Raw genomic sequence first — 11,432 nt, forward strand, 5'->3', positions numbered from 1 at the left:
TGGAGAAATCTAATCGGTATGTTATACCTGAGAGAAGAGTGAGGAGTTATCCAAGGGTTGTAAAAGGAAAACCTCAAAAATACCCAAGAAAAAGCCAGTCAATCTCTTAACTGACTGGCATTACTCAGATCGAGGGCTTTTTTAATGGATAAATCCTCTATACTGCAACTCAGAAAGATATTTCAGGATCTACTCCTTGATCTTAACTCTGATAAAGATAAATTCTGCTAGGTAAAAATAACAATGTTTAAGCTTCACCTTAATCCTGCTACGTTGGCCTTTTGGCTATTTCTGGCGCTTGGTATTAGTGCGATTAGTACCGCTGTTATCAGTCATAACCTGATTTTAGATGTAGTTGCCATTTCTGTGAGTGTCCTCACGATTGCCGGAACCTTATTTAGTATGGCCTTGCTATTTGTCGAACATATTATTGAGATTTGCAGTTCCTAAACCTTTAATCTTTAGCCTGCTTTTCACTGCTGACAGGCTTTAGCCCTCCTGCATTTTCACGTATATTAATGGCCATTTCCGCACATGGACATGGTGAAATGAGCAAGCAATTTGCCGTTATTGGCAACCCCATCGAACAATCACGCTCTCCTGAACTGCATCAGGCTTTCGCTGCCAAAACCGGGGTCGATCTGACCTATATCAAACGCCTTGCCCCACTGGATGGTTTCACCGCCAATATTCAGGAATTTTTTGCTCAGGGCGGTCTTGGCATGAATGTGACTGTGCCCTTCAAAGAACAGGCCTTTGCCCAGTGCCAGGTCCTTACCAAACGCGCCAAAATCGCCAAAGCCGTTAATACCCTATGGATGAAAGATGGTCTCCTGCATGGCGACAATACTGACGGACAAGGCTTAGTCGAGGCTATTCGTGCTCTTGACTGGACTCTGGAAAATACCGATATCCTGATTATTGGTGCTGGTGGCGCGACCCGCGGCGTGATCTATCCATTGGTACAGGCCGGTGTGAAGAAGATTGTTATTGCTAACCGTACTTTGTCACGTGCAGAACAACTGGTTGCCGATCTAAAAGACGCTGTGCCTCAAGCGGAGTTACAAGCCATTGCCTTAACTGATTTAGCCGGTGAGTTTGATATTGTAATTAATGCGACTTCTGCCAGTCTTAGTGGTGATGCGCTGGTACTACCTGAAGCCCTACAGTTTAAACATGCCTATGAAATGGCCTATGGCAAACCGTCCACTTTTCTGGATCAAGCTCAAGCTCGTGGCGTCCCTACCTCTGAAGGTTTCGGCATGCTAGTCGGTCAGGCCATTGAATCTTTTTATATCTGGAACGGAGTAAAACCTGAGTTGAAAGATTTTCTTTAATTCTGAATATTTTTGAGATGAACGGGTTAGCCATTAATCCGTTCGCTCTTTTCCTTTCATTAAAAATAATAAAATTAAATTGGATTTAATGACATGATTTATCCAATGATTAGACCCTAACATTCGTGTACAATTCATACAAAAATACCCCTAGACAATCTCCCTAAATGTTGATTAAAGTCCAGACAGATAAGCATTTTTAAATAGAAGTGCCTTATTTAAAGATGGAGAGTTCCGTTATTTAATCTTTAAACTTGTCTGATCTTCTCGATTCGCTTTTCTGACATTTTTATTTGTTGTCTTTATCAATGTTTTTTTATCCCCAATGTGAATAATCATAGAATCGATACAGATAATCCAAAACTATTTTAATCAGGATTAAACGCATGCCAGCATATAAAGCTCCTTTACGTGATATTCGCTTCTTAATGAATGAAGTGCTTGATTACCCTGCACATTACCAAAAACTGTCAAATGGCGAATATGCCGATGCAGATACGGTAGACATGATTCTAGAAGGTGCGGCAGATTTCTGTGAAAATGTACTTTCTCCACTGAACCAGACCGGCGATGCAGAAGGCTGTCATTTTGAAAATGGCGAAGTACGCACACCTAAAGGCTTCAAGGAAGCTTATGATCAGTTCGTGCAAGGTGGCTGGCAAGGTCTGTCTTATCCTGAAGAATTTGGCGGTCAAAACCTGCCGATGTCTTTAAACCTGATCAAATCCGAAATGATGGGTACAGCAAACTGGTCTTTCCAGATGTATCCAGGTTTGAGCGTGGGCTGTATCAATACCATCATCCAGTATGGTACTGACGAGCAGAAAAACACCTATCTACCGCATTTGGTTGCAGGTACCTGGTCAGGAACCATGTGTCTGACTGAGCCACAATGTGGTACCGACCTGGGTCAGGTAAAAACTAAAGCAGAACCGCAAGCTGATGGTACTTATGCGATTTCTGGCACTAAAATCTTCATTTCTGCGGGTGAACACGATTTAACTGAAAATATCGTGCACATCGTTTTGGCACGTCTTCCAGATGCGCCACAAGGCACTAAAGGCATTTCCCTGTTCATCGTACCGAAATTTATTGCCACTGAAGATGGCGGTATTGGTGAACGCAATGCGGTGAACTGTGGTTCGATTGAACACAAAATGGGGATCCGTGCCTCTGCAACAGCGGTACTAAACTTTGACAATGCAGTAGGTTATTTAATTGGCGAGCCAAACAAAGGCTTGCATGCCATGTTTACCTTCATGAATACCGCGCGTATTGGTACCGCAATCCAAGGTATCTGTCATGCAGAACTATCGTTCCAGGGTGCATTGCCATATGCCAAAGAACGTATGTCGATGCGTGCCCTGTCTGGTAAAAAAGATCCAGAAAAAGTGGCGGATGCGATTATCCACCATGCTGATGTACGCCGTATGCTGTTGACCCAGAAAGCGATTGCTGAAGGTGGTCGTGCCATGATCTATCATGCTGCACAAATCGCAGATAACATGAATGATGCTCTGCTGCGTGGTGATACTGCTGAATTTGAACAGCAGGATGATCACTTAGGTTTCTATACCCCTATTCTGAAAGGCTTCCTGACTGAAATGGGTTATGAAGCAGCGAACCACGGTATGCAAGTATTTGGTGGTCATGGTTACATCAAAGAATGGGGCATGGAGCAAATCGTTCGTGATTCACGTATCTCTACCCTGTACGAAGGAACGACTGGCGTTCAGGCGCTTGACCTGATTGGTCGTAAAGTTCTGCTGACCTCTAAAGGTAAAGTGATCCGTGATTATACCGCTGAAATTCTGAAATTCTGTGGTCAGCATGCACGTAATAAATACATGCGCCGTTTTGCCTGGGACCTGACCAAGCTATGTGCACAGTGGAATGCACTCACTGTACGCATCATGCTGGCAGCACGTAAAGACCGTGACATCGTATCCTCTGCTTCTGTGGACTTCCTGATGTTCTCGGGTTATGTGATGATGGCTTACTTCTGGGCACAACAAGCTGCGGTGGCTTCAGCGAAACTGGTTGCTGGTGATGGTGCAGAAGTTCCAGAGTTCTATAAAGCGAAGATCAAAACTGCTGATTTCTACTTTGAGCGTTTATTGCCGCGTGCCCAAGGCCATGCTGAAGCGATGGTGAATCCATCAAAAACCATGACTTCACTGGCAGCAGAACACTTCAGCTTTGATTACTAAGTCAAAAGTTTAGGTTTTAGCTTTAAAAAGAGCGCTACGGCGCTCTTTTTCATATGTCAAAATGATGACTCGATACAAAGAAAAATCTGCTGCGTACACAAACTACACAAATTTATATCTATAATTTTCAGACGTCTATTAAATAATCCATATAATTTACTTGAATATCTATAAATACAGGGTATGATGGCGATAACTAGAAAAATTCTTGTTTTGGTTAGTCTTCTTTTAAGTATCGCAGTTTTAGTCATAAACCTTCGTTTTAAAGATCAATAAGCTCCATCCTTTTTATTTTTCAAAGTTACAGCTAGTCATCTGAAATTTTGACTATAAATCCATAAGATTCAATAGGTTATATTATGTCTAACACAGTTACCGGTACAGTAAAGTGGTTCAACGAAACTAAAGGTTTTGGCTTCATTCAACAAGACAATGGTCCAGACGTTTTCGCTCACTTCAGCGAAATCCAAGGTTCAGGTTTCAAAACTTTAGCTGAAGGCCAAAAGGTTTCTTTCAGCGTAGCTCAAGGCCAAAAAGGTCCTACAGCGACTAACATCACTGCAATCTAATATTGCGAAGATGAAAAAAAGCACTCATTAGAGTGCTTTTTTGTACTTTAAATTGGCTAATTTTAGTTTCTAGATCAATTAATTAAATTTTAAAGATAATTAAATATTCGCTTTTCATTCATCATCTTGTCCTAAATTTCTTCATCTGATTTTAGTCAGGTTAAAACATGAAGAAACTGAGAAGAATTTTGATGATTTTAAAATCAAAAATTGCCCATAAAAATATAGAATATTTAATAAAAATTATTATTTATTAATCACTTAAATACAAAATTAAAAAAATCCTGAAATTTACAAAAGTCTTGTCTACGGCTCCATCTTCCCTACATCACTGACTCCTATGATGAACTCATTGAATAAATATGAGTATGATCATGAAAAAATTAGTTTCTTCTTTAATGATTGGCTTGATCGCAACAACAGCTACCATGTCAGTAATGGCAGCTCCTGGACCGGATCATCGTCATCCAACGCCAGCAGCGCATCATTTTGATAAGAAACCAATGCCGCATAAAGGGGGTTTCCATAAAGCACCTCCTAAAGCGCATTTTAACCAGCATGATCGTCATGATAAGTTTGGCAAGAAAGACCATAAAGGCTTCTTCAACAAAAATCATCACAATGGCCCGCATCACAAGTTGCCACCTAAGTATCGTTAATCCGAATGGCTTAAATGCATAGTGGAGAGAGAAGAAAAAGCCCGATGTAACTCATCGGGCTTTTTCTTTTTAAACTGGATTAATTATTCGGATAGATTAGGCAATTAAAGAAACTCTTCCAGCACAGAGTTTAAAAAGATGTGACCTTGCTCAGTACATGCCAGACGTTCTGCATCTTCTACCATTAATTGACGTTGGCGCAATGAAGTCAGCAATTCATCCAGTGTATCCAGACTATAACCTGTTCGTTCAAGATAAAGCTTCGCTTCCACACCCTCATTTAAACGTAAGGCATTCATCATAAATTCAAACGGCATATCTGCCGCTTCGATGCGCTTAAACTGCAAATGTTCTGCTGGCACTTTGGCTAAATAGTCTTTGGGCAAACGGGTTTTCTGGAAACGGTAAACACCATCCGGTTGAGTCACTTTGCCATGCGCCCCTGCTCCAATGGCCAGATAATCACCAAATTGCCAGTAATTCAGGTTATGTGCCGATGGTAATTCTTTACGCCAGGCAGAGACTTCATAATTGATAAAGCCATTGGCTTTTAAATAAGCCTCGCCCTGTTCCTGAATCTCTTCCAGTACTTCATCGACCGGTAAAATCGGCTGAGTACGGAAAAACACAGTATTCGGCTCAATAGTTAACTGATACCAGGAAATATGCGTAGCACCATTCTCGACTGCCAGTTTCAGGTCATTGAGTGCCTGCTCTAGTGTCTGTTCAGGCAAGCCATGCATCAAATCCACATTGATCCGCTGAAACCCTGCGTCACGCGCTAGGCCAATCGCCGAGATCGCATCTTTATTGCTATGGATTCGGCCCAGCTTTTTCAGATGCTCGGTATTAAAACTTTGCACGCCAATAGAAAGACGATTAATACCAGCTGCTAAATAGCCAGCAAATGGATCATGCTCCACCGTACCTGGATTGGCTTCCAGTGTGATTTCACAATTCTCTTCAAAAGGAATCAGTGCTTTCAGTTCGGTAAACAGCCACTGATAACCTGCAGCAGAGATCAGTGATGGCGTTCCCCCACCGATAAATACACTATGAATCGAACGGCCTTGGGCAAAATCAACCTGAGTTTTAAAGTCCTCTACCAGCGCATGCAGATATTCCCGCTCCAGCTCGAGAGACAATTCCCCATCAGGCACGGCATGCGAGTTAAAGTCACAATACGGACATTTACGTACGCACCACGGCATATGGATATACAGGGATAAGGGAATAAGTGCAGGATTCAATTCAGCCAAAGAACTACTCAAAAACAACTACAAGATCTAGCGTAATTTTAACATGACTCGGCAACAACACTGCTAAAATTAAAATCGCCATCACCTAATGCTTAAAAATTTAAATAGAATTAGATAGTTAAAATTATGAAAATATCCTCCCAGCTCCTTATTTTATTGCCTTTGGTCTTTGCAATCGGGGTCTTGCTGACCTTACAGACGGCTATTAATACCCAATTAAAAGAATATTTATATTCTCCTATTCAAGCTGCATTTTTTTCCTTTTTGATTGGTACAATAGTACTTGCCGGCATCGTGCTGTTTCAGTCACATCCCAAACCAGGCTTACAGGAGCTGATGGCAATTCCCTGGTATCTCTGGTTAGGTGGTTTTTTGGGTGTTTATGCGATCAGCATGAGCATTTATGCTGCACCTAAAATGGGCTTCCTGACACTGACCGGAATGATTATTTTTGGTCAGATGGTGATGTCCATGATCGTCGATCAGTTTGGTCTGCTGGGCAATGAAAAAATGCCGGTGAACTGGCAACGTCTTTTAGGTGGCGTGGTGATTTTTATTGGTGTGCTTCTCACTTTACAACGCTAAACCTTATCTCTAAGCACATGATCACTAATGAGTAATTTTTGTGTCGAATGTTTTGACAGCCACAACCCGTCGTTATGAATTAAAACAGCTGTTCCATCTGATGTTGCCCATTCTGGTCACACAATTCTCCCAGGCAGGTTTGGGCCTGATTGATACCATTATGGCCGGACGCCTCTCACCGACCGACCTGGCAGCGATTGCGGTCGGTGTCGGTCTCTGGATTCCAGTCATGCTGCTCTTTAGCGGTATCATGATCGCCACTACACCTTTAGTGGCGGAAGCCAAAGGTGCACGTACACCTGAAAAAATCGCCACAATTGCGCGGCAATCATTATGGGTCGCATTCATCCTGGGGGTGATTGCGGGTCTGGTTTTGCAAGTTTTGCCACTCACTTTACCTTTACTAGGTGTACCAGAAAGCCTGCAACCTAAAGCTGGCCTGTTCCTGCATGCCATCGGCTTTGGTATGCCTGCTGTGACCATGTATGCAGCTTTACGTGGTTATTCTGAAGCCATTGGTTATCCACGTCCGGTCACTGCTATTAGCCTCATGGCGCTACTGCTTTTGGTTCCATTTAACTTCATTTTTATGTATGGAGTTGGCCCTATTCCGGCACTGGGCAGTGCCGGTTGTGGTTTTGCCACAGCAATTCTGCAATGGTTAATGTTACTCAGCTTGGCGCTGTATATTTTTAAAAATCGGGTTTATCAAAGTAGTCAGCCATTTAGTCACTGGGAAAAGCTGAACGGATATTGGCTGAAACGGATTTTAAAGCTGGGCTTTCCGATCGGACTGGCAATTTTCTTTGAAGTGAGTATTTTTAGTACCGCAGCGATAGTCTTGAGCCCATTGGGTGAAACCATTGTGGCCGCTCACCAGATTGCTATTTCTGTTACCTCACAGCTGTTCATGATTCCGATGTCTCTCGCCATTGCACTAACCATTCGGGTGGGAACTTATTATGGTGAACAGAACTGGGATGCCATGCGTAGAGTACAAGGCTTAGGTCTGATGACCGCGACGATTTTGGCTCTGCTCATCATGTTATTACTCTGGGTGTTCCGTAGTGAAATCGTAGCGCTTTATACCTCTGATCCTATGGTGACCCAGATTGCGCTTTATCTGGTGCTCTTTGCAGTGGCTTATCAGCTGATGGATGCCTGGCAGATCAGTGCTGCAGGTTGCTTACGCGGTATGCAGGATACCAAAGGCCCAATGTGGATCACCATGATTGCCTATTGGGTGATTGCCTTCCCGGTGGGGGTTTATTTGTCCCGGTTTGGAGATATGGGGGCGGCAGGCGTCTGGGTCGGACTGATTGTCGGTCTGAGCGTGGCCTGTGTTTTATTGCTGGCACGACTTTATGGCAATAACAAACGTTTAAGCCAGCGTGCCTAATCCTCTTATTATTTAACAAGATGCATTGAATTACTGATTTAGTGCATCTTTTAATCCCTGTGGAATCTCCGACTCATCTGCGACTTCTTTAATCACCACTTGCCCGACAATGACATCTGTTCCATTAAAGGTCATGGTTGGCGCACCATAAAGTTCATAGCCTTCATTGAGTGCCTTGGTCACACGGGCACAAAAATTCACATCATCTTTGCCAGTAAAATATCGATAGACTTTCATTGAAATTTCTTGATCTTGAGATGCCATTATTTTAAGCCTTTCATCATGGAAAGGCACTTAAAAATCATGCTTTGCTCTCTCCAGAATAATTAAATAATTGATTCAAAAACTGCCGTACAGACACCAAGATGGTTTAAAAATTGCATAAATCAAGTGAACAATATCAAGTAAATATGAATACTTTGAGAAGCTTTGCAACATAACATCTACAATTAAATATAGGCAATTTATAGTTTGTCACCTATGATCAAATACACCCATAAAAATGGTGATTTTGAGGAATCTCGCATGGCAAAAACGGCTCGAACGCCTGGTCGCCGCTTTATGAAATTGGCTGGAATGACCGCAAGTATTGCAAGTAAAACCCTATCCAATTCGATTAAAAATTTAACTGCGGATGAAGAGCAGAAAAATGCTGCACGCAGTAAATTATTTCAGGATATTGGAGTACAGATTGCTGATACCTTGGGGGAAATGAAAGGTGCGGTGATGAAAGTCGGCCAGATTGCCTCACAATATAAAGATATTTTCCCGCCTGAAGTTGCTCGAGCCATTTCCAAATTGCAGCGTCAGGCTCCACCGATGCCATTTAAAGAGATTCAGTCACAGGTTGAAAAAGAATTAGGTAAATCTTTGCAGGACCTATTCCAGCAGTTTGATGAGCAGCCTTTTGCCGCAGCCTCGATCGGACAGGTGCATAAAGCGACGCTACCCGATGGTCAGCAGGTTGTGGTCAAGGTGCAATATCCGGGAGTGGAAGAAGCCTGTGAAAGTGACCTGAAACAGGTTCGTCTGGCCTTGCGTTTGATGGGTGTACTAAAAATTGACCGCAAATTGCAGGATCAGCTATTCAAGGAAATCCAGCATAGTCTGGACAATGAACTCAATTATGAAATTGAAGCTCAGAATCTGGAAGTGGCACGTGCCTTTCATGAATCGCTCGATCATCAAATTGTGATTCCGAAAGTATTTAGTGAATATTCTTCCCGCCATATTCTGACCCTAAGCCTGGAACAGGGTGAAAGTATGGAAACGGCCAGCCAATGGCCACTAGAAACCCGTAATGCCTTAGGCCGCCGTTTATTCCGTGCGATTGGTCAGGAAATTTTCTATCTGAAACGTTTCCATTGTGATCCGCATCCAGGGAACTTTGCCTTCCGTGAAGATGGCTCGGTGATTATTTACGATTACGGCGGTGTTAAAACCCTTTCTACCGAGATCATTACTCATTTCAAAGAGTTGATCCATGCAGCTCGTGACAAGGATATTTCGACCATTGAACAGCAACTGGATGCCCTGCATACCCTGACAGAAACCGGAAAATTCCCGGCCGATCTGTATGAACAATGGCTAGAAGTACTGATGCGTCCTTTAACTACCAATTATGATTTTGCTGAAAACTCAGCACATCATGATGGAATGGAATTGCTCAAACCTTCTCTGAAATATTGGGATGTATTCAAACCTTCGCCAGATACCCTGATGGTAAACCGTACTATTTCCGGACAATACTGGAACCTGATTCATTTGAAAGTACATGATGATTTGAGTGATGTATTTGAGGAAATTGTGCCAAGTCGCAGTTAGGTTACAGTAATAAGCTTACAAGCTGTAACCCTACTTCACTTGAAATATCAAATGTTACATTATAACATTACTCTTAAATTACAAGAGGAATATTACGATGCGTCCAGACATTCATCCCGAATATCGAGAAGTTTTATTTCATGACACCAATGCTGATGCCTACTTCGTGATTGGCAGCACCATGACTTCTAGCCAGACCAAGGAATATGAAGGTAAGACCTATCCTTATGTCACCCTAGATATTTCGAGTGCTTCACATCCGTTCTATACCGGTGAGCAACGTCAAACCAGTAATGAAGGTCGCGTAGCGAGCTTTAACAAACGTTTTGCCCGTTTTAAACGTGGTTAAACTTAAAACCTCCGATTTTTCTCTCAATTTAAATCGTGGTTTATGTCAGGAAATTACCTCCAATTTCCTGACTTTTTTATGCCTGCGCTAAAGCCAGCTGGGTGAAATAAAAGCCCACACCCAGCATCAATACTCCGACAATCACACTAGAGATCACATAACTGAGGGCGATCGTGACTGCACCCTGCTTAAGCAGCTGAAAGGTTTCTAGTCCAAAACTGGAAAAAGTCGTAAAGCCGCCCAAGATGCCTACCATCAAAAATAGCCGTGCTTCAGTTTGCAGGAAACTGTATTTCTGGCTAAAGGCAAAGAAAATCCCGGCACACAGGCAGCCTATAACATTGATCCACCAGGTCGGCCACGGAAATATCATCTGTGGCTTGGCAATTAACATTCCTGTTCCATAACGCAGTGTTGCCCCGATCGCACCGCCCATTGCCACCAATAGCCAGTTCATGTCTACACCATCCTTATCCGATCTTAACTTTCGTCAGCCACTATGTGGGACGAGAATAATGAATAACATCATGCACCTAAAATTGCAGAATGAACATGGATCTTTGCCAAAAAATTGGTATATTCGACGCCATTCAAATTGATTTAAGTCTAGAGGGAATCCACATGGCTCAGGAATTACTGGCTCAATTGGCTGCGGGCGAAGCTAAATTTGCAGATGTGATTGCATATATCGATGCGCGCTATGCTCATACACCTACTGCTTTTAAAAATGGTCAACAGGCTAATGCTGCCACTGAAAACCAAGGCAGTGCCAAAGTATTTTCATTTGCCCAACTGAATGACCTAGATCAGGCACAAACCTTGAGCCTGTTTGCAGAACACTATGCGGCTGTACTGGCCACACCAGAAGCAACGGATCACCAGAATATCCGCCAGTTCATGCAAAATGGCTGGGATGGCATTGCCTTTGAAAGTGAAGCACTGGTTGCCAAATAAGCATGTCTTTAAAATAAAAAACCGCCTATTTCTGGCGGTTTTTTATATCAAAATAACAGAACAAAATGACATTCATATTTAAGATTAAAATTATTTTTTGGAAGAAGTAGTTCACTTTAAAAATGAAAAACTATAAGGCTAAAAATAAATTAAATATCAATAGGGTGTGTTGACACTTTTAGCTTAAAAAAATAGCGAAGTAGTAAAATCAAATCGCCAAACCCAATTTTACTATTCGCTATGCCTCGTACCATGCTGACAGATCAACACTGGCAAAAGTTGAAAGT

Annotated in this window: 13 protein-coding genes; 10 read left to right on the forward strand and 3 right to left on the reverse strand. The window is 42.4% G+C overall.

The genetic code is table 11. The annotated features are described in order from the left end of the window. Positions 1-243: 243 nt before the first annotated feature. From FTU01_RS15050 to FTU01_RS15070, 5 genes are all read left to right on the forward strand, one after another. Positions 244-450 (forward strand): hypothetical protein, encoded by a 207-nt coding sequence (locus FTU01_RS15050; RefSeq protein ID WP_004786985.1) that lies wholly within the window; start codon positions 244-246, stop codon positions 448-450. A gap of 98 nt (positions 451-548) precedes the next feature. Further along, positions 549-1,337: a shikimate dehydrogenase gene (aroE, locus tag FTU01_RS15055; protein WP_180052396.1), complete on the forward strand. Its 789-nt coding sequence runs from the start codon at positions 549-551 to the stop codon at positions 1,335-1,337. A 386-nt stretch (positions 1,338-1,723) separates the two neighbouring features. Beyond that, positions 1,724-3,547 carry an acyl-CoA dehydrogenase C-terminal domain-containing protein gene (locus tag FTU01_RS15060; RefSeq protein WP_166135889.1) on the forward strand — a complete coding sequence of 608 codons (1,824 nt, stop codon included), beginning with the start codon at positions 1,724-1,726 and terminating at the stop codon, positions 3,545-3,547. Between the two features lie 359 nt (positions 3,548-3,906). Beyond that, positions 3,907-4,116: a cold-shock protein gene (locus tag FTU01_RS15065; RefSeq protein ID WP_004786992.1), complete on the forward strand. Its 210-nt coding sequence runs from the start codon at positions 3,907-3,909 to the stop codon at positions 4,114-4,116. Between the two features lie 374 nt (positions 4,117-4,490). Next, complete coding sequence (locus FTU01_RS15070; RefSeq protein WP_159122646.1) at positions 4,491-4,775, forward strand: hypothetical protein; 285 nt, start codon at positions 4,491-4,493, stop codon at positions 4,773-4,775. A 104-nt stretch (positions 4,776-4,879) separates the two neighbouring features. Here FTU01_RS15070 and hemW read toward each other — a convergent pair whose 3' ends face one another. Then, positions 4,880-6,034, reverse strand: a complete 1,155-nt coding sequence (gene hemW / locus FTU01_RS15075; RefSeq protein ID WP_180047847.1) for a radical SAM family heme chaperone HemW — start codon at positions 6,032-6,034, stop codon at positions 4,880-4,882. A gap of 126 nt (positions 6,035-6,160) precedes the next feature. Between hemW and FTU01_RS15080 the strand changes: the two genes are divergently transcribed. Further along, entirely contained in the window at positions 6,161-6,619 is a 459-nt protein-coding gene (locus FTU01_RS15080) for a DMT family transporter (protein WP_004786999.1), read from the forward strand. 40 nt (positions 6,620-6,659) lie between these two features. After that, positions 6,660-8,018: an MATE family efflux transporter gene (locus tag FTU01_RS15085; protein WP_180139932.1), complete on the forward strand. Its 1,359-nt coding sequence runs from the start codon at positions 6,660-6,662 to the stop codon at positions 8,016-8,018. 30 nt (positions 8,019-8,048) lie between these two features. On the opposite strand, the gene FTU01_RS15090 is transcribed toward FTU01_RS15085, so the two are convergent. Further along, positions 8,049-8,255: a DUF1737 domain-containing protein gene (locus FTU01_RS15090; protein ID WP_034701512.1), complete on the reverse strand. Its 207-nt coding sequence runs from the start codon at positions 8,253-8,255 to the stop codon at positions 8,049-8,051. Between the two features lie 288 nt (positions 8,256-8,543). On the opposite strand from FTU01_RS15090, the gene FTU01_RS15095 reads away from it, so the two are divergent. Together FTU01_RS15095 and FTU01_RS15100 are read left to right on the forward strand one after the other, a co-directional pair. Then, positions 8,544-9,842 carry an AarF/ABC1/UbiB kinase family protein gene (locus FTU01_RS15095; RefSeq protein ID WP_004787005.1) on the forward strand — a complete coding sequence of 433 codons (1,299 nt, stop codon included), beginning with the start codon at positions 8,544-8,546 and terminating at the stop codon, positions 9,840-9,842. Between the two features lie 97 nt (positions 9,843-9,939). Next, entirely contained in the window at positions 9,940-10,191 is a 252-nt protein-coding gene (locus FTU01_RS15100; protein ID WP_004787006.1) for a type B 50S ribosomal protein L31, read from the forward strand. Between the two features lie 76 nt (positions 10,192-10,267). On the opposite strand, the gene crcB is transcribed toward FTU01_RS15100, so the two are convergent. Next, positions 10,268-10,648: a fluoride efflux transporter CrcB gene (crcB, locus tag FTU01_RS15105; RefSeq protein ID WP_180139935.1), complete on the reverse strand. Its 381-nt coding sequence runs from the start codon at positions 10,646-10,648 to the stop codon at positions 10,268-10,270. Positions 10,649-10,812: 164 nt separating this feature from the next. Between crcB and FTU01_RS15110 the strand changes: the two genes are divergently transcribed. Then, positions 10,813-11,145, forward strand: a complete 333-nt coding sequence (locus FTU01_RS15110; protein WP_180139938.1) for a HopJ type III effector protein — start codon at positions 10,813-10,815, stop codon at positions 11,143-11,145. Positions 11,146-11,432 lie beyond the last annotated feature (287 nt).

This window comes from Acinetobacter sp. YH12043 (assembly GCF_013419915.1).
Classification (GTDB): Bacteria; Pseudomonadota; Gammaproteobacteria; order Pseudomonadales; family Moraxellaceae; genus Acinetobacter.